At 60.8% G+C, this 17,539-nt stretch carries 16 protein-coding genes; 12 read left to right on the plus strand and 4 right to left on the minus strand.

From position 1 onward, the window contains the following. The first annotated feature begins 270 nt into the window (after positions 1 to 270). The 5 genes from AC0ZWN_RS11690 (at position 271) to AC0ZWN_RS11710 (ending at position 6,024) form a co-directional block, all read left to right on the plus strand. A complete protein-coding gene (locus tag AC0ZWN_RS11690; RefSeq protein ID WP_007914613.1) occupies positions 271 to 642 on the plus strand; it encodes a translation initiation factor Sui1 in 372 nt (123 codons plus the stop codon). A gap of 219 nt (positions 643 to 861) precedes the next feature. Continuing rightward, positions 862 to 2,775, plus strand: a complete 1,914-nt coding sequence (gene speA, locus AC0ZWN_RS11695) for an arginine decarboxylase (protein ID WP_093430253.1) — start codon at positions 862 to 864, stop codon at positions 2,773 to 2,775. 233 nt (positions 2,776 to 3,008) lie between these two features. Then, positions 3,009 to 4,352, plus strand: coding sequence for a type VI secretion system Vgr family protein (locus AC0ZWN_RS11700; RefSeq protein ID WP_476335122.1), 1,344 nt, complete (start codon positions 3,009 to 3,011; stop codon positions 4,350 to 4,352). After that, a complete protein-coding gene (locus tag AC0ZWN_RS11705; RefSeq protein ID WP_476335123.1) occupies positions 4,349 to 5,143 on the plus strand; it encodes a DUF4123 domain-containing protein in 795 nt (264 codons plus the stop codon). Before AC0ZWN_RS11700 ends, AC0ZWN_RS11705 begins: the two co-directional genes overlap by 4 nt. A gap of 17 nt (positions 5,144 to 5,160) precedes the next feature. Continuing rightward, positions 5,161 to 6,024 carry an alpha/beta hydrolase gene (locus tag AC0ZWN_RS11710; protein ID WP_116255832.1) on the plus strand — a complete coding sequence of 288 codons (864 nt, stop codon included), beginning with the start codon at positions 5,161 to 5,163 and terminating at the stop codon, positions 6,022 to 6,024. Here AC0ZWN_RS11710 and AC0ZWN_RS11715 read toward each other — a convergent pair. Beyond that, positions 6,018 to 7,367 carry an MATE family efflux transporter gene (locus AC0ZWN_RS11715; RefSeq protein WP_476335125.1) on the minus strand — a complete coding sequence of 450 codons (1,350 nt, stop codon included), beginning with the start codon at positions 7,365 to 7,367 and terminating at the stop codon, positions 6,018 to 6,020. The two genes, AC0ZWN_RS11710 and AC0ZWN_RS11715, sit on opposite strands and share 7 nt — an antisense overlap. A gap of 217 nt (positions 7,368 to 7,584) precedes the next feature. Then, positions 7,585 to 7,878 carry a hypothetical protein gene (locus tag AC0ZWN_RS11720; RefSeq protein WP_007914623.1) on the minus strand — a complete coding sequence of 98 codons (294 nt, stop codon included), beginning with the start codon at positions 7,876 to 7,878 and terminating at the stop codon, positions 7,585 to 7,587. Between the two features lie 245 nt (positions 7,879 to 8,123). On the opposite strand from AC0ZWN_RS11720, the gene AC0ZWN_RS11725 reads away from it, so the two are divergent. From AC0ZWN_RS11725 to AC0ZWN_RS11745, 5 genes are all read left to right on the plus strand, one after another. Continuing rightward, entirely contained in the window at positions 8,124 to 8,426 is a 303-nt protein-coding gene (locus AC0ZWN_RS11725) for a MazG-like family protein (RefSeq protein ID WP_007914625.1), read from the plus strand. After that, positions 8,426 to 9,175 (plus strand): methyltransferase, encoded by a 750-nt coding sequence (locus tag AC0ZWN_RS11730; RefSeq protein WP_476335127.1) that lies wholly within the window; start codon positions 8,426 to 8,428, stop codon positions 9,173 to 9,175. Before AC0ZWN_RS11725 ends, AC0ZWN_RS11730 begins: the two co-directional genes overlap by 1 nt. A gap of 12 nt (positions 9,176 to 9,187) precedes the next feature. Continuing rightward, entirely contained in the window at positions 9,188 to 9,802 is a 615-nt protein-coding gene (locus AC0ZWN_RS11735) for a DUF4136 domain-containing protein (RefSeq protein ID WP_476335128.1), read from the plus strand. 54 nt (positions 9,803 to 9,856) lie between these two features. Continuing rightward, positions 9,857 to 10,414, plus strand: coding sequence for a DUF4136 domain-containing protein (locus AC0ZWN_RS11740; RefSeq protein WP_476335130.1), 558 nt, complete (start codon positions 9,857 to 9,859; stop codon positions 10,412 to 10,414). 234 nt (positions 10,415 to 10,648) lie between these two features. Then, on the plus strand, positions 10,649 to 12,637 hold the full coding sequence (locus AC0ZWN_RS11745) for a pilus assembly protein TadG-related protein (RefSeq protein ID WP_476335131.1): 1,989 nt from the start codon (positions 10,649 to 10,651) through the stop codon (positions 12,635 to 12,637). On the opposite strand, the gene AC0ZWN_RS11750 is transcribed toward AC0ZWN_RS11745, so the two are convergent. After that, a complete protein-coding gene (locus AC0ZWN_RS11750; protein WP_476335132.1) occupies positions 12,634 to 15,387 on the minus strand; it encodes a PAS domain-containing sensor histidine kinase in 2,754 nt (917 codons plus the stop codon). The two genes, AC0ZWN_RS11745 and AC0ZWN_RS11750, sit on opposite strands and share 4 nt — an antisense overlap. Next, complete coding sequence (locus AC0ZWN_RS11755) at positions 15,384 to 15,827, minus strand: TadE/TadG family type IV pilus assembly protein (RefSeq protein WP_095047370.1); 444 nt, start codon at positions 15,825 to 15,827, stop codon at positions 15,384 to 15,386. The genes AC0ZWN_RS11750 and AC0ZWN_RS11755 overlap by 4 nt, the downstream gene beginning before the upstream one ends. 75 nt (positions 15,828 to 15,902) lie before the next feature. On the opposite strand from AC0ZWN_RS11755, the gene AC0ZWN_RS11760 reads away from it, so the two are divergent. Together AC0ZWN_RS11760 and AC0ZWN_RS11765 are read left to right on the plus strand one after the other, a co-directional pair. Then, the gene (locus tag AC0ZWN_RS11760) at positions 15,903 to 16,373 is read left to right on the plus strand and encodes a prepilin peptidase (protein WP_476335134.1); all 471 of its coding nucleotides are present in this window, start codon (positions 15,903 to 15,905) and stop codon (positions 16,371 to 16,373) included. Between the two features lie 126 nt (positions 16,374 to 16,499). Then, the gene (locus tag AC0ZWN_RS11765; RefSeq protein WP_476335135.1) at positions 16,500 to 17,288 is read left to right on the plus strand and encodes a response regulator; all 789 of its coding nucleotides are present in this window, start codon (positions 16,500 to 16,502) and stop codon (positions 17,286 to 17,288) included. The last annotated feature ends 251 nt before the right edge of the window (positions 17,289 to 17,539 follow it).

A 17,539-nucleotide genomic window follows, 5' to 3' on the forward strand; every position in this document is an offset into this window, starting at 1 on the left:
GCACTTAGCAATCGGGATTTTTGCCGTTACACTGCGCGACCTTTTCAAGCTGCACCGCGAGTGCTTTTTGTAGGAGCTGCCGCAGGCTGCGATCTTTTGATTTTTTGTTTTGGCGTCGAAATCAAAAGATCGCAGCCTCGTTTCATTCGACAGCTCCTACATTTGGCGCTTTATCGGTGCAGTAGCGCTGCCCCTGCCTGAGTGGGGCTTCGCGGTCGATGACCTTGCCCAAGGTCGCGATCAGTCTTTGTCCTCCCGAGAGGATTGCCGGTGGCCAAAAAAGCCGCATCCTTCGCCGCCCTGGGCGGCCTGGTATTTTCCACCGACGCAGGTCGTCATTGCCCGGAATGCAGTAAGCCGGTGGACGCCTGTATCTGCAAACAAACCGTGATCCCGGCTGGCGACGGCATTGCCCGCGTGCGACGCGAGAGCAAGGGCCGTGGCGGCAAAACGGTGACTACCATCACCGGCGTGCCACTGGCCGAAGACGCGCTCAAGGAGCTAGCGACAACGTTGAAGAAACGTTGCGGCACTGGCGGCGCGTTGAAAGACGGAATCATCGAAATCCAGGGCGATCATGTCGAGCTACTCTTGGCTGAGCTGATCAAGCACGGTTTCAAAGCGAAGAAGTCCGGCGGCTAGCAGCCTCTGTGAAAACCACCTGCGGCTTGATCCGGCGCTGAAACACTTCAGATCCGGCGTCGTCTCCATGGTTTTCACAGAGCCTGTTCATGACCGGTTTCTAAACTCCACGCAGTCAGTGCGGTCTACCGCCGCGCTGACAAACCGTCATTTTCATTCTTTAGAATGCGCCGGCCTGAGATCAGGCGACGCACTATGACTTCTTTATAGGGGACTTCGATGTCCGTACGACGCACACGCAAAGACGATGGCAGCCAATGGACAGTTGCGGACAGCCGCAGTGTTTACGGGATTCGCCATTGGGGGGCCGGGTATTTCGCGATCAATGACGCCGGTCGCGTCGAAGTTCGTCCGAACGGTCCGAGCAGCTCGCCTATCGACCTGTTCGAACAAGTCGACCAACTGCGCAAAAGCGGTTTGTCCTTGCCGTTGCTGGTTCGCTTCCCCGACATTCTGCAAGACCGTGTTCGCCAACTGACCGGTGCCTTCGATTCGAACATCGAGCGCCTGGAGTACCAGAGCAAATACACCGCGCTGTACCCGATCAAGGTCAACCAGCAAGAAGCGGTGATCGAGAACATCATCGCCACCCAGGACGTTTCCATCGGCCTGGAAGCCGGCTCCAAGCCTGAGTTGCTGGCCGTGCTGGCGCTGGCGCCGAAGGGCGGCACCATCGTCTGCAACGGTTACAAGGACCGCGAGTTCATCCGTCTGGCGCTGATGGGCCAGAAGCTTGGCCACAACGTCTTCATCGTCATCGAGAAAGAATCCGAAGTCGGTCTGGTGATCGAAGAAGCCGCCTCGCTCAAGGTCAAGCCACAGGTCGGCCTGCGCGTGCGTCTGTCGTCGCTGGCGTCGTCGAAGTGGGCGGACACCGGTGGCGAGAAATCCAAATTCGGTCTGTCGGCAGCACAACTGCTGTCGGTGGTCGAGCGTTTCCGTGCGGCTGGCCTGGATCAGGGCATTCGCCTGTTGCACTTCCACATGGGCTCGCAGATCGCCAACCTGGCTGACTACCAGCACGGCTTCAAGGAAGCGATCCGTTACTACGGCGAGCTGCGCAATCTCGGTCTGCCGGTCGATCACATCGACGTCGGCGGCGGTCTGGGCGTCGACTACGACGGCACGCACTCGCGCAACGCCAGCTCGATCAACTACGACATGGACGATTACGCCGGTGTCGTGGTCGGCATGCTCAAGGAATTCTGCGACGCGCAGAGCCTGCCGCATCCGCACATTTTCTCCGAAAGCGGCCGCTCGCTGACCGCGCACCACGCCATGCTGGTGGTGCAGGTCACCGACGTCGAGAAGCACAACGACGAAATCCCGCTGATCGAAAACAAGGAAAACCTGCCGGAAACCGTGCAGTGGCTGGTTGACCTGCTCGGCCCGACCGACATCGAAATGGTCACCGAAACCTACTGGCGCGCCACCCACTACATGAGCGACGTGGCTGCGCAGTACGCCGACGGCAAACTGACCCTGGCGGAAAAAGCCCTGGCCGAGCAGTGCTACTTCGCCGTGTGCCGTCGCCTGCACAACTCGCTGAAAGCCCGTCAGCGTTCGCACCGCCAAGTGCTCGACGAACTCAACGACAAGCTGGCCGACAAGTACATCTGCAACTTCTCGGTATTCCAGAGCCTGCCGGACACCTGGGCAATCGATCAGGTCCTGCCGATCATTCCGCTGCACCGTCTCGATGAAGAGCCGCTGCGTCGCGCGGTGCTGCAAGACCTGACCTGCGACTCCGACGGCAAGATCAATCAGTACGTCGACGAGCAGAGCATCGAAACCAGCCTGCCGGTACACGGTTTGAATGAAGGCGAAGATTACCTGCTGGGCGTGTTCCTGGTTGGCGCCTATCAGGAAATCCTCGGCGACATGCACAACCTGTTCGGTGACACCGACTCGGTGAACATCTACCAGAACGCCGATGGCAGCGTGTACCACGCCGGTATCGAGACCCACGACACCATCGAAGACATGCTGCGTTACGTGCACTTGTCGCCGGAAGAACTGATGACCCACTACCGCGACAAGTGCGCCAGTGCCCGCATCAGTGCCAGCGAGCGCACGCAATTTCTCGATGCCTTGCGTCTGGGCCTGACCCGCTCCTCCTACCTGTCTTCCTGAGGCCAGGTGGCGATCTTGCCGGGTTGTCTGAATTTTTCCTGAGCGTGGCGGAAAATTCGGATGATCCGGTGGGATATCTCCCAAAATCTTCGCGAAATCCATGGCATTCCTGGCCAGCAAAGTCATCCGGTCTGCTTTTCGCGTAGGTCATTTCCTAAGTTGTACTTCAGCTCTCTACTCGGCCATGGCTCTCGGCGAGAATCCCCGACCGCCCCTCCTGTAGAGATCCGCCCATGTTCGAACCAGTCAACGAGTCGTCCTTTCGTCTCGATGTAGCGGGCCTGTCCGACCCTTTCGAAGTCCTGGCCTTTACCGGTAGCGAAGCCCTCAGCGAATCCTTTGCGTTCGAGATCGATGTGTTGATCGACGATCCGCACCTGGATCTCGCCGGCCTGCTATACCGTTCGGCGTTCCTCTGTTTCGGGCCGTCGGGGGAGGGCGTGCACGGGCAATTGCAGAGCCTTGTCCAGCATGAACACGCAGAGGGTTCGAGATTGAGCCGGATCCGTCTGGGGCCGAAACTCGGTTGCCTCGCGCTGCGCTTCAGTCAACGCATCTTCAGTGGCCGTTCGGTGCCGCAGATCATCGAACAAGTGCTCAGGGAGCACGGGATTGTTGGTGCCCAGCGCCGCTTCGATCTGTCCGGCGGCTACCCGGCCCGGACGTTCTGCACGCAGTACCGCGAGTCCGATTTGCAACTGCTCCAGCGCTTGTGTACGCAGGCGCGGATTCACTACTACTTTGAACACGATCGCGACCGGCATTGCCTGGTGTTCGCCGATGATCCGGCGCAGTTACCCTTGGCCGGTACCGCGCAGTATCCGCGCGAGGACGACGGGCAAGATATGTCACCCGCGTTGCGGCAATGGCAATTGCAAAGTGCAATTGGGAGCAGTTTATCGGGTGTGCAACGGGCTGAAGGCCAGAGTGAACTGCCAGCGTTGCGCAGCGGTCACTGGCTGCGGTTGGCCGGTCATCCCTTCGCTGAATGCAATCGGTCGTGGTTGCTCACACGCATTGAACATCGCGCCGATCCATCCCGTGAACCTCCCTACGTCAACCGCCTGTTCGGCACGGTGCAAGTGCCGTACACATCGGCTACAGCGCCATCGCGCCTGCGCATGCACAGCCTGCAACGGGCCTGGGTTGTGGCGGTCGATGAGCCGCAGCCTGACCGGATGCGTCCGGTGGCGGTGCAATTCGACTGGCTCTATCAGGGCGAAGGGGCCGCCCCGAGTCATTGTTGGCTACCGCTTGCGCCGTCCCTGGCGCAGGTGTCCATGGCGGCGCTGAGCGAGGGTGTCGAGGTGGTGGTGAGTTTCTTCGAGGGGGATCCGGATCAGCCGATGATCAGCGGCGTGCTGCAGCCGCCATCCGCCGTTGCCGACACCGATGATGACCTGCCCATGCCTCTGCCCGACAGCCTGGTGAGTGACGGCTTGCAGCAACTGCTGACTTGCGGTGAACCGTTGCTGCTGTTGTGCCTGATCCCCGGCGGCGGCAGTTTCAACCATTGCGCTCAATCGGTGTGCAGTTGTCGACTGGTCACCGCGCTTGAACAGAGCGGCGCAACATGAATGGCGCGGCGCTTGAGCCCATGGCGCAGTGGCTGTTGCTCGATGGCCCGGATGCACCGCAGGCCTTGCTGACCCTGCGCCGGGCTTTTGCCGGTGTGCAGTGTTTCAGCCTGTTCGAAGGCACTGAGTTCGAACCGGTCAGCGAGCACGGCCCGGTGTTGATCGAGCTGCGTGACTGCCCGGCATTGGCCGCGTTGTGTCACAGCGACCCGAACACCTGGCGCGGGCTGTTGTTGAGCAGTGAGGTTGCGGCGCAACAACTGCTGAGTCACTTGCAGCGCATGCTCACGGTGTCGTTTGGATTGAACCACCGGGCTTTGCTCAGCTATTACAACCGGCAGACCGCGAGCTATTTTTTCGATGCCTGCGATGCCGCTGAGCTGAGCCGCTGGCTCGGGCCGATTCGTCAGCTGCGCTGGTTCGGTGGCACTTGGGCCGACCGGGCGATTGGCAGTCTGGGCTGGCAGCAGTTGCGCAACCCGGGGCTAGCCGTCGAGCCGCTGAGCATCGAAGAAAGCCTGACCCGGCGCCAGCGCGAACGCCTGCAAACCTGCTTGCTGGAGCAGCATATCTGGCGCTGGTGCCAATCGCTGGGAACCGATTACGCGACGATGGCCTCCCATGTGCATCAAGGCCTGACGCTGGGATTCAGCGACCGCACCGTGCTCGATGGCTGGTTATGGCTACGCTTGCTGCATCCGCGAGCCGTGCTGGTGCCACCGCCGGTGGGTCTGACCCAACAGCAGCGGCTTGATCATGTGCGGCGCCAGTGGCGCAGCGATCAGTCCTGAGGCGAGGTTCGGCGCGTATGGCAGGTTTATTCCGGCAAGGGTTGGGGATCGTGTTGCTGCTGGTGCTGGGCGGTTGTTCGCCGGTGCAGTTGCTCAATGCGTTGACTCCGGACAGCACGTACGCCAAAACCGTGGGCATCGCCTATGGCGACGATCCGCGGCAGAAGCTCGACGTGTATGTGCCGCATCAGCCGATGCCCGGCGCGCCGGTGGTGGTGTTTTTCTATGGCGGCAGCTGGAACAGCGGTTCGCGCGTCGACTACCGCTTTGTCGGCGAAGCGCTGGCGTCCCGAGGGATTGTTGCCGTGGTGGCGGATTACCGTTTGTATCCACAGGTGCGCTATCCGCTGTTCCTGCAAGACGGGGCGCGTGCGGTGGCATGGACCAAAGCGCATATCCACGAGTTTTCCGGCAACCCGCAGCGCTTGTATCTGATGGGCCACAGCTCGGGCGGGTACAACGCGGCGATGCTCGCGCTGGACAGCGAATGGCTCGCGGCGGTGGGCATGTCGCCCAGGGATGTACGAGGCTGGATCGGTCTGGCCGGGCCGTATGATTTTCTGCCGATCAAGAATCCTGAGGTGCGTCCGGTTTTCTTCTGGCCTGACTCACCGCCGCAGTCGCAGCCGATCAACCATGTCAGTCGCGGCGCACCGCCTGCGCTGTTGATTGCGGCAAGCCGGGATGATCTGGTCAACCCGACGCGCAACACCGGTGGCCTTGCGAGCAAGCTGCGCGAGGCCGGTGTGCCGGCGCAGGATTTGTATTACTCGCGGCCCAGCCACATAACCTTGGTAGCGACCCTGTCGCGGCCGTTGCGGCGTCTGGCGCCGGTGCTCGATCAGGTGGTCGGGTTTATCGCGCACACGCCGAGTCAGTGAACGCCGCCACTGAACCAGCCATCGTTGCGCTTGAGCCACCAGGCTTGCGCACCGAGGGTCAGGCTGCGCAACACCATGAACAGCAGAAAAGATATCCACAGCCCGTGATTGCCCAGACCTTGCAGCGCCCAGGCGAACGGCAATAACAGCACCACGGTGATCAGCATGCCGTTGCGCATTTCCCGCGCGCGGGTGGCGCCGATGAACAAACCGTCGAGCAGGTAGCTCCAGACTGCAATCAGCGGCAGCACGGCGAGGTAGGGCAGGTAGACGAACGCGGTGTCCCGCACGCTCTGGATGTCAGTCTGCATCTCGATGAACAAGTGCCCGGCCAGCAGGAACAGCATGGCGAAGCCGAGGCTGGCGATCAGTGACCAGCCGCCTGCCACCACCAGTGAGCGACGCAGGGCCAGACGATCACGGGCGCCGATGGCGTGTCCGCACAAGGCTTCGACGGCGTGGGCCAGACCGTCCAGCGCATGCGCCGTCAGCAGCAAGCCATTGAGCAGCAGCGCGTTGGCGGCCACCGTCGAATCACCCAGTCGCGCGCCTTGTACGGTGATCAGGAAAAACACCGATTGCAGCGCCAGGCTGCGGATAAAGATATCGCGGTTGACCGCCAGCAACGGGCGCCAGCTCTGCCAGATTCTCAGCGCTGCCCAAGCGATGTGCCCGGGGTACGCGCGCAGCGCTTTGCGGGTCAGCAGCAGGCCGAGCAGGGCGCCACTCCATTCGGCGATCACCGAGGCCCGCGCTGAACCGACCACGCCCCAATCCAGGCCGATGACGAACCACAGATTGAGGACTATGTTGATCAGGTTGGTGGTCAGCAGAATCGCCAGCGGCGCCCGGGCGTTCTGTGTGCCGAGGAACCAGCCGACCAGCGCATAACTGGCCAGCGCCGCCGGCAGGCCGAAAAGGCGTGTATGGAAAAAGTCCCGGGTGAGTTGAGCCAGCTCCGCCGACGGTTGCATGAAGTGCAACGCAACACCACTCAGCGGCACACCCAAAGTGCCAAGCACCAGTGCCAGTCCCATCGCCAGCAGCAAGCCCTGCAACAGAATCTGCCGCAACGCCGCACCGTCGCTGCGCCCGGCGGCCTGCGCGGCAAACCCGGTGGTGCCCATGCGCAGAAAGCCCATGGCCCAGGCGAGAAAGGTGTACAGGCTGGCACCGACCGCCACCGCGCCTAATTGATGGGCGTGGGGCAAGTGGCCGATAACGGTGCTGTCGACCAGCGCCACCAACGGTACGGAAATATTGGACAGAATCATGGGCGCGGCGAGTGCCCAGACCTTGCGGTGCGTCGGGCGGTCGCGCCAGTCGGCGATCAGAGTGGACATGCGGGCTCCTTGGGGGAGCGGGGATTGTAGCGGTAGAAGTCACCCTCACCCCAGCCCTCTCCTAGAGGGAGAGGGGGCCGATCTCGGTTTAATTCCTATCCCGAGTTCGACTCGGTATCTCAGGTCGGTGTACTTCTCGAAAACACCCCGGTCAGTCCCCTCTCCCTCCGGGAGAGGGTTAGGCGGGCGGCGTTCCGATGAGGGGCTCTTCAAGCGTTTAATGAATAATCCAGCTCAACAACCACAACCCCAGCAACAACCAGATGATCCCGGCAATGATCGACGCATTCATGAACGCCCGAATCGCCGACCACAACAGCATCAGCCCGACGATCAGCGCGATGATGCTGATGATCGAGGTGTCCATCCCTAGCGTCTTGGCCAGCCCGTCGACAAAGTTGCCACCGGCATTGCTCAGAATGTTGAACAAACCACTGAGGCCATCGACGATAAAGCGGATGACTGAACCGAGCGCCTGCCCGAGCCATTCGAAAAAGCTTTCTACCTGCATGTGTGCATCCTGATGAAAGAGCTGAGCCTTGGGCCACAACGCGGGTGGCCGAGTTCCCTGAATGATAGAAGGTTTGCACCCATTCTGTGTGGGAGCGAGCCTGCTCGCGAATACGGTGGATCAGTTAACTGATGGGTTGAATGACACAGCGCTTTCGCGAGCAGGCTCGCTCCCACATTAGATCACCTGCGCCGCTTGCCTTTGGTGGGTATCCCCCCGAAGCTATACGCCTTCAGGAGAACCCGATGAACCTTGTTGAACTGACCGAACGCCTGCACGCCATTCGCGACCGTAATGACTGGCGGCAATTTCACAGCCCGAAAAACCTCGCCATGGCAGCCAGTGTCGAAATGTCTGAACTGGTGGAAATCTTCCAGTGGCTGACGGAAGACCAGTCGCGCCAGTTGCCCGCCGACAAACTCGCCCACGCCGGGCAGGAAGTCGGCGATATCGTGTTGTATCTGTTGCTGCTGTGCAGCGAGTTGGGCCTGGACATGAATGAAGTGGTGCGCGCCAAGCTTGCCGACAGCGAACGGCGGTTCAGCTGATGAGCGACCGGCATTTCGATCAGTTGGCGACGCGGTTCGCCGAAAAAATCTATGGCGGCGCGAAAGGCGCGATTCGCCTCGCGGTGTTGCAGGCCGACCTAATCGAGGCACTGCCGGATCGTCCGTTGCGCGTTCTCGACATTGGCGGCGGCCTCGGCCACATGTCGCTGTGGCTGGCCGAGCGCGGCCATGACGTAACCTTCACCGAGCCCGCCGCACCGATGCTCGACGGCGCGCGCCAGCGCTTCGCCGACGCCGGGCAAACCGCAACATTCATCCAGGCGCCGTGGCAGGAACTGCTCGGGCAACTCACTGAACCTTACGATCTGGTGATTTGCCACGCCGTGCTCGAATGGCTCGCCGAGCCTCACGCGATCCTGCCGGTGCTGCATCTACTCACCAAGCCCGACGGCTGGTTGTCGCTGGCGTTCTACAATCGCGACGCGCTGATCTACCGCAACCTGCTCAAAGGCCATTTCAAGAAAATGCGCAAGAACAGCATGGCCGGGGAAAAGCAGAGCCTGACCCCGCAACAGCCCCTCGATCCACGGGAATTGGCAACGCAACTCGAAGGCCTGTGGCAGGTCGAAACCCAGAGCGGGATCCGGGTTTTCCACGACTACATGCCGGTGGAATTCCAGGCCCGCGCCGAACTCGCGGATTTGCTTGAGATGGAGCTCGCTCACCGCCGTCACCCAAGCTTCGCCGGGCTTGGGCGCTACTTGCACTGGATCTGCCGGCCGATCTGATCGGAGCGCGACATGAAAGCTCAATCCGGGTTATTGCTGATCTGTCTGGGGTTGGCTGCCTGCCAGGGCAGCAACCCGTACGTGGCGCAGTCGCGGCCCTTGCCGCCGGCGCCGGCGCAAGCCGCCACCACCTTCGACCGTAGCGCTTACCCGGCGCCGCCGCGTGACTACGGACGCTATCGCAGTTGGGCCTGGCTCAACGGGCAGTTGCCGCCGGGTACGGCGTGGGCGGACTCGGCGCAAGTGGCCGAAGCGGTGAGCAATGCCCTCGATCAGCGCGGTTTGCGCCCGTTGCACGACAACCGCCCGGCCGACCTGTTGGTCAGCGCCGATCTGCGGCTGGAAACCCGTTTGCGGCAGGTCCAGGACGACTACGGCTACTACGGCGGCGGATACGGCGGCTACGATCGATATGGTCGCGGTTATGGCATGTACAACACGGTGCCGATCGTGCGTACGTATTCGGAGCAGGTCGTGGTAGTGCAGGTCAATCTGTTCGACGCCGGCAGCGGGCAATCGGTCTGGAGCGCCAGTGCCGAAACCGCGAACAAGGGCAGCGAAATCGATCGCACCGATTCGATCCGCGAAGCTGTGGAAAAGGCCATGTCGGCGTATCCTCCGAGTTAGCTTTCTGCCAACGGGAAGCTGCCGCAGGTTCATGTCTTCAACCGGAGAAAAACCATGTTCCGCCGTCTCGCTCTACTGGCCATGGCCGCGCTGCTCAGCGCCTGCGCCGCCAACCAGGTCAACCACGACTTCGATGCCAGCCGCGACTTTGCCGCCTATCGCAGCTGGAGCTGGAAAGACCCCGCCCTGCAATATCGTCCCGATGATCCACGAATCAAAAGCGACCTGACCGAACAGCGCATCCGCCAGGCCGTCGCCGATCAGCTCGACCAGCGCGGTTTGCGTCCAGCGGCGGCGGGCGCCAAGGGTGATTTGAGTGTGCAGACCTATCTGATTGTCGAGGATCGTCAGCAGCAAGTGACGACCAATTACGGTGGCGGTTGGGGTGGCCCGTGGAACGGCTACTGGGGCGCGCCGATGTACAACGAAACGCGCAACATCACCTACAAGGTCGCGACCATCCAGATCGACCTGCTCGACGGCAAGGACGGCAAACTGGTGTGGCGCGGCAGCGATGAGCAGATGCTGTCCGGCAAGCCGAATCCCGAAGATCGCAGCAATGCCATTCGCGAGACTGTCGGGCGGATTCTGGCCAACTATCCACCGCGCTGAATCCGTTAAAAAGTGGGAGCTGTTGAGCTCCCATTTTTTGTTCCATCCTAAATTCTAATGTGGGAGCGAGCTTGCTCGCGAAAGCCGGGTGTCATTCAACTGTTATTTATCCGACACGACGGCTTCGTGAGCAGGCTCGCTCCCACAGGGATGTTTCTGTTCGAAATGGCGCGTTGCCATTAGGCGCGTCTACACTCAGTTGCACCAATGGAGCTTGCGGCAAAGGAGTGCGCCATGTCGCCTCGTTCGCGATTCACCAGCCCGGCCCGGCAGCGCGGGGCGATTGGCTTGATGGCGGCGGCCACCCTCAGTCTGGCGGTGGTGATGCTGCTGTTGGTGGTCGACACCGGCCGCTTGTACATGGAGCAACGCAAATTGCAGCGGGTGGTGGACAACGCCGCCCTCGAAGCCGTCAGTCGTGGCGGCAATTGCCTGCCGGGGCTGAGCGCTGCCAGTTACGCCGGGCAAAGCGCCGTGCGCAACGGCTACGTTGTCGACGCCAGCAACACCCTCGCCACCACGTGCGGCACCCTGGTGACTGCCGCCAGCGGTTTACGCACGTTCGCCGTGGATGCCACGCAAATGGCTGCGGTCAAAGTCGTCGCCAGTCGCACGGTGATCACCAGTTTTGCCGGCGGCGTACAAGCCTTGTTCAGCGGTACACCGGTCAGTCTCAATACCACGCTGAATGCCTCGGCGGTGGCCGCCAAACCGCAGCCAACGGTCGCCCAGCTGAATATTCGCAGCACGCTGGCGAGCATCGATACAGCCCAGTCGAACATCCTCAATCCGCTGTTTTCCGGGCTGCTCGGCGGTAACGTCAATCTCACCGCGCTAGGCTGGGACGGCCTGCTGAACACCGATATCAACTTGCTGAAATACCTTGATCAGCTGGCGATCAATCTCAACGTCGCGGCCGGCAACTACACGCAGTTGCTCAATACCCAGGCCACGGTGACGCAACTGATTCAGGCCGCCGCGACGGTGGTGCAACTCAATGGTGCGACGGCCCAGGTAATCACTGCGCTGGGCCAATTGCAGGTGGCGGCGGTCAACGCGGCGCCGGTCAAACTGGGTGACATTCTGCAATTGCAGACCGGTACCACTTCGGCGGGGCTGGACGCCAATCTGCAACTGCTGCAGCTGATTCAGGGCGTGGTGCAACTGGCCAACAGCAAGAGTGCGGTGGCGGCGACGTTGCCGATCAGCGTGCTCGGGCTGGCGAATGTCACGGTGCGGGTGAAAGTGATTGAGCCGCCGCAGTTTTCCGCCATTGGCGATCCGGCGCGGGCCAAAGTCAATCCAACCGGGCCGGACCGGATTTATGTGCGTACGGCGCAGGTGCGCACGATGTTGTCGGTGAGCCTGCCGGTGCTGTCCGGGGTCACGGGGCTGACCAATGCGGTGTTGGGATTGGTCGGCGCATTGACCCCGACGCTCAATGCGCTGCTGAGCCTCAACCTGGCGGCGACACTCAATTCAGTGCTGTGTTTGCTTGGGGCAGGATGTGAGCAACTTGCGCCGAGACTGTTGCCATCGCCGCAAATCGATATCAGCCTGGATGCCGGCGGTGCGAAAAGCTATGTCACCGATTACAGCTGCCCGACAGGCACCACGGGCAGTAAAAGCCTCACAGCCCACACCATCACGTCCATCGCCGACCTCAAGCTCGGGAAGATCGACCCAACCAACGCCTTTTCTTCAGCAGCCGAACCTACGGTCGTACCTTTGCCGTTGATTGATCTGGGCATCGAGACTTGTTACGGACTGTTCGGCTGTGACGCCAACTCCCACGTGCAATACGGCGCAGGCGGCATTGCGATCAAACTCGACACCAGCGTCGCGCAAAACAATCAGGATCTGGTGTTCTCCAGCGCTACGCCATTCGCCACCCCGGCCAACCTCAAATTGCCCCCGAGCATTCAGTCGGCCGCACCCACCAGTAACATCGTCGGCAGCCTGTCGAACACCCTCGCGGGCATCAACCTGATCGTCTACAAACCCCAGGGCAGCAATCCATTGGGTGCCGTTGTTACCGGCGTTGCCTCGTTGATCAGTGATGTCACCAGCAAACTGCTGCCGGTGGTGACCAACCTGGTCAGCCCGTTGCTTGACCCGCTGCTGAACAACCTGCTCAAAGGCCTGGGCATTAACCTGATGGATGTCGACGTCGGTGCCAACATGACCTGCGGCCAGACCGGCAAGGCCTATCTGGTGATCTAGGCGTCCACGGCAACCGGCAACTCAATGCAGAACCGCGCGCCCTCCACCGAGTTGCGCACGCTCAACCGTCCGCCCATGTTGTCGATGATGCCGTAGCTCACCGACAGCCCCAGCCCGGTGCCGACGCCGATCGGTTTGGTGGTGAAGAACGGCTCGAAGATCCGCTCCAGCAAGCGTGGATCGATACCGCCACCGTTGTCCTCGACCCACAGGCGCACGCACTGTTCATCGCGTTCGGCATAGATCGAAATCCACGGTTTGAAAGATGAATCCTTCTCGCGTTTGCTCAGCAACGCGTCGCGCGCATTGACCATCAGATTGATCAATACCTGTTCAAGCTGATCGACGTAGCCACGCACCTGAACCTCGAAGCCGGTCTCGCTGATGCGCAAGTCCACGCCTTTGCCGCGCATGCCTTCGGCCAGCAGCGACAGCGTGCCTTCGATGGCCGAGGCCGGGTTGAACAGTTGCTGCTCAATCTCCGAACGTCGGCCGAATACGCGCATGTGATCGACGACTTTCGCTGCCCGCTGCACCTGCGCATCGATGCGGTTGAGTTTGTCGGTCAGGTAATCGACCTGCACATCGCCGTTGCCCAGGCGCTTGAGCACGTTGACGATGGCCATGCGCATCACGTTCAGCGGCTGATTGATTTCATGGGCGAGGCCGGTGGCCATTTCGCCAAGGGTGGCCATTTTCGCGCTTTGTGTGAGTTGCTGTTGCGAGCGGCGCACCTCGGTGTTGTCTCGGCCCACCGCTTGCACTTCGATCAACTGGCCGTGCTCATCGAACACGCCGCGATCGGACCACACCCACCAGGCATGTTCTCTGCCGGGCAGTTGCAGGCTGATTTCCGCGGTGCTCACCGGTTGCTCCACAGTCAGTGCAGCGAGACGCTGGACGAACGCAGTACGTTGTTCCTCGGACATCCAGCTGCCCAGATCGACCCCTGGCAGTTCCTCCGGCGTGCATTCCAGATACTTCGCCAGCGGCCGGTTGCCAAAGGTCAGAATCAGATCCGGGCGATAGCGACAGATCATTGCCGGCGAGTCTTCCACCAGAATCCGATAGCGCTCTTCACTTTTTTTCACCTGTTCGGCTGCCAGGGTCGCCTCGGTGACGTCCAGCCACAAACCGACCGCTTCGACCGGCAGGCCGAGGTCATTGCGCAGCAGACGGGCTTCATCGAGCAACCAGTGATACTCGCCGCGACGGTCGCGCAGTCGATAACGGCTGCGCACCGAACCTTCGCGCAGCAACTGGCGGCTGCGGGCGAAATACACATCGCGATCCTCGGGATGGATCATCTCGACCAGAGCGCCGTCGCTGCAGTCCTCAAGGTTCCACCCCAGCAAGGGTTGCAGGCTAGCACTGAAGAACGCCGGGATCAGCGCGCCTTCGTGGTAGTGCTGGACGTAAATCACCGCGGGCGAGCTGGCAATCAGGTTGTCCAGCCGCGCATGCGCGGCGGCGGCCCGTTGTTGCTGGTTCTGGATGTCGCTGATGTCGAGCATGAAACCGACCAACCGCCGTTGCGTACCGTTACCAATCACTTGGCCCTGCACGCGATACCACGTGGGCGCCTGCTCGTTATTACCACCGCGCAGGCGTACCGATAACGTCAGGGCTTCGCCGTGTTGTTGCAAGGCTTGCAGACGGCTGCGCAACTCGTCGCGGTCGGCGGGATGGATTTGCGTCAGCCAGTCTTCCAGCGGTAATCCGCCAGGGTTCACGTTCAAGACCGCCGCCAGCGCGGGTGCCAGTTGAATATGCTTGTCGCCTGCCAAAATCTCCCACCAGCCTGCACCCAACAGGGTTTGCAACGCTTCGATGCGCTCCAGTTGCAAGTGATGCTGCTGTTCGCGCAGGCGGCCGAGCAACGGCCCGGCCAGCGCGCCGGCCAGCGTCATCCAGTCGCGCTCGCTCAGGTATGGCGCGACGCTTTCCACGGGATAAAAACCGCAGAGCAGCCAGGCCACCACACCGCGCTCATCGCTGTACGGCACCGCGAAACCTTCGGCACTGCCGAACAGAACCTGCACTCGCGAATGTTCATCCAGGCCCTGATGCGCGCCGACACGTTGCGGCGCGGCACCGTTCAGACTGTCCAGCGGCGTGCCCAGACGTTGCTGGTCGTGCCACAGGTTCGGCGCATCGTGGGCGCGATGCTGACGATAGATCTGCCAGCCCTGCTGCTCATCATCGAGCAAGGCCAGCGCCAGACAAGGGATGTGCCAGCGCTGGGCGATCATTTGCAATTGTTCGCTGACGATCGCTGGCAACCGCGCCTGGCTGCATGCGCGCAACTGTTCGCTGACCTGCCCGGCGAGCAATTGGCAGGCATCACGCTGACGCGATTGTTGGCGTTCAAGCAGCAAGTCAGCGATGTCGATCAACTGCATCAGCCAGCCGTCGCCCAGCGGCTGTACCCAGCCACGCAGGTGCACGGTTTGCTCGCCCAGGCCGCAGAAGTCGAGATCCAGCAAGAGCCCCTGCCACTCCCTCGGCCGACCTTCGATGGTCAGCGTGTTGTGGGGCAGCAGATAAGTGCTGAGTGGCAGGGGTTGATCTTGAGGTTTGAACTGCGCCAGCAGATGCCGCAGCGGCCCGGCCATTTGCAGCACGTCACCGTCGTCGTTCAGGTACAGGTGCAAGCCTGTCGCGGGTGAGCCGAGTGGGTCGGGCAACTCGTGGGCGGCGGGTGGTGTGCGTTTGAGCAAGCGCCCGAAGAGCTTGTCCCCCGACGTCAAAATTGCAGACTCGATTTGGCGGTCAGATAGGTGGGCAGATTGGGCACTGTACCAACCACCGGAAGCACCAGAAACGGCATGACCTGATTCAACTTGCTGACCGGATAATCCACGCGCACCGTCAGCAGGCCTGACGCGCTGTATTGGGTGTTGGTATCAACGCCGATCACCAGGTTGAAGACCGGCGGAATCCAGGACAATTGCTGGGTCAGCGTGGCATTCGCGGTGTTGATCACCACGGTTGAATAGTTGGGTGTGTTGGGATCGACCGCGACACTGCGGCGCACGGCTTCGGACGTGGCCTGATTGAACGATTGCATCATCACCAAGGGCAGGCTGTAACTGACCAGGCCGTAAAACACGGCGAAAAAGATGATGAACACCAAGGCGAACTCAATCGCCACCGCACCTTTTTGCGACTTGCGAAAGCCGGTTTTCATGAGTGCGTCTACCCTGACTGTCACTGCGTAGTCTCAGCATAGAATCATTCCGCAAAAATGGACGGTTTTTACCGGATGTACAGTTTTCTCCTCCTGATCTGGCTGGGCCTGTGCGCGGCGCAAGATGCCCGCCAGCGACGCATTGCCAATGGGCTGACGCTTGGTGCGGCAGCGCTGGCGCTGATCTGGCTGTTGTGGACCGGCAGCACTTGGCTGGGCGCTGAGGCGGGTCAGGGCGGTTGGGCCTGCCTGATCGCGCTGGCGCTGACCCTGCCGGGTTTCTTCATGGGTCGCATGGGCGCCGGCGATGTGAAATTAATGACAGCCCTCGGTCTTGCGACGGACGGTCTGTTTATTCTTGGCGTATTTATGGGGGCGGGCTTCGCCAGCCTGATCTGGATGCTGCTGGCGCCAAGAGTCTGGCTCCATATGAGTCAAGGGCTTAGAGAACGTCTGCGATATCTGGCCCCGGGCATGTCAAAAAAGCTGCCATTTGCACCGTTCGTGCTGGTCGGTGCAGTGTTCGTTATGCTTTGGATCCACTAGTCGCCAAGCGCCACTAGTTCTATGTACATAGTCGGAAAGTACGTCTACTTTCAAATGAACTGGTTATACAGCCAAAGGCTGACAGTACAGGAATGGTCAGCTTTGGCCTGGGACATGGAGTAGCACGTGAACAAGCTTACGTCTGCGGTAAAAGTCCTCGTGGTCGACGATCAGCCGTTGATCGTGGAGGAGCTGTGCGAGTTTCTTGAAAGCAATGGTTATCGCTGTGTGCCGTGCGAATCCAGTCTGCAGGCGATCGAGTGTTTCAGTGAGGACGCGGAAATCGGTCTGGTGCTGAGTGATCTGCACATGCCGGACATGGATGGCATTCAACTGATTCAGGCGTTGCAGCGTTTGGCGGGCAAGCGTCGGGTGTTCGAGGCGATCATGCTCACTGGGCGTGCCGACAAGCAGGATGTGATCAAGGCATTGCGTGCCGGGATTGCCGATTATTATCAGAAGCCGATTGATCTGGATGAGTTGCTCGACGGGGTGCGGCGTCAGGAGGCGGCGCTGCAGGAGCGGCAGAAGAATCTGCAATTGGGGCATTTGAATCAGAAGTTGCAGTATCTGTCTGAGTCGATTGATGACCTTTATCAGGATCTGGACAAGGTGCGGCGTAGTCCTTCGGCGGTGGTTCGTGATGTGTTGGGCGGTGAGCCTGTCGAGGCTGAGGCTCAGGAGATGCCGGAGATTTTCAATCAGTTGTCGCCGCGGCAATTGGATGTGGCGCGGTTGGTGGGCAAGGGGCAGACCAATTATCAGATTGCCTGTGAGTTGGGGATTACCGAGAACACGGTGAAGCTTTATGTTTCGCAGGTGTTGCGGTTGACGCATATGCATAATCGGACGCAGTTGGCTTTGGCTCTTTCGCCGAGTGCTTCTGCTGCGCGGCAGCGGGTTACGGCGCATTGACTTGGCGGCCTGTGGGCCGACCAGGTTCTTGGGGTTTTGGGTGAATATCCGTTGCTGCGGGTGTTGCTGCTGACGGTTCCGCTCTTACAGCGGGTCACTTTTGGCAAACGCCCCAAAAGTAACCAAATGTATGGTCAGCCCATCTTCTGCCACTCAGCAGCGATTAACGGTAAATCGAGCTTGCGCTAATGTATCCGGGCTCAGTGTGAGCACGGATAGCGCTCGGCCCTTGATGAGTAGTCGCTCCTGCC

The organism is Pseudomonas sp. 3B-A001-10F (assembly GCF_056313565.1).

Coding starts and splice junctions, on each gene's coding strand:
- AC0ZWN_RS11730 (WP_476335127.1), top strand. CDS start 8,426: ATGAGCGACCGGCATTTCGATCAGTTGGCGACGCGGTTCGCCGAAAAA.
- AC0ZWN_RS11755 (WP_095047370.1), bottom strand. CDS start 15,827: ATGAAAACCGGCTTTCGCAAGTCGCAAAAAGGTGCGGTGGCGATTGAG.
- AC0ZWN_RS11710 (WP_116255832.1), top strand. CDS start 5,161: ATGGCAGGTTTATTCCGGCAAGGGTTGGGGATCGTGTTGCTGCTGGTG.
- AC0ZWN_RS11705 (WP_476335123.1), top strand. CDS start 4,349: ATGAATGGCGCGGCGCTTGAGCCCATGGCGCAGTGGCTGTTGCTCGAT.
- AC0ZWN_RS11715 (WP_476335125.1), bottom strand. CDS start 7,367: ATGTCCACTCTGATCGCCGACTGGCGCGACCGCCCGACGCACCGCAAG.
- AC0ZWN_RS11760 (WP_476335134.1), top strand. CDS start 15,903: ATGTACAGTTTTCTCCTCCTGATCTGGCTGGGCCTGTGCGCGGCGCAA.
- AC0ZWN_RS11735 (WP_476335128.1), top strand. CDS start 9,188: ATGAAAGCTCAATCCGGGTTATTGCTGATCTGTCTGGGGTTGGCTGCC.
- AC0ZWN_RS11725 (WP_007914625.1), top strand. CDS start 8,124: ATGAACCTTGTTGAACTGACCGAACGCCTGCACGCCATTCGCGACCGT.
- AC0ZWN_RS11740 (WP_476335130.1), top strand. CDS start 9,857: ATGTTCCGCCGTCTCGCTCTACTGGCCATGGCCGCGCTGCTCAGCGCC.
- AC0ZWN_RS11745 (WP_476335131.1), top strand. CDS start 10,649: ATGTCGCCTCGTTCGCGATTCACCAGCCCGGCCCGGCAGCGCGGGGCG.
- AC0ZWN_RS11720 (WP_007914623.1), bottom strand. CDS start 7,878: ATGCAGGTAGAAAGCTTTTTCGAATGGCTCGGGCAGGCGCTCGGTTCA.
- speA (WP_093430253.1), top strand. CDS start 862: ATGTCCGTACGACGCACACGCAAAGACGATGGCAGCCAATGGACAGTT.
- AC0ZWN_RS11700 (WP_476335122.1), top strand. CDS start 3,009: ATGTTCGAACCAGTCAACGAGTCGTCCTTTCGTCTCGATGTAGCGGGC.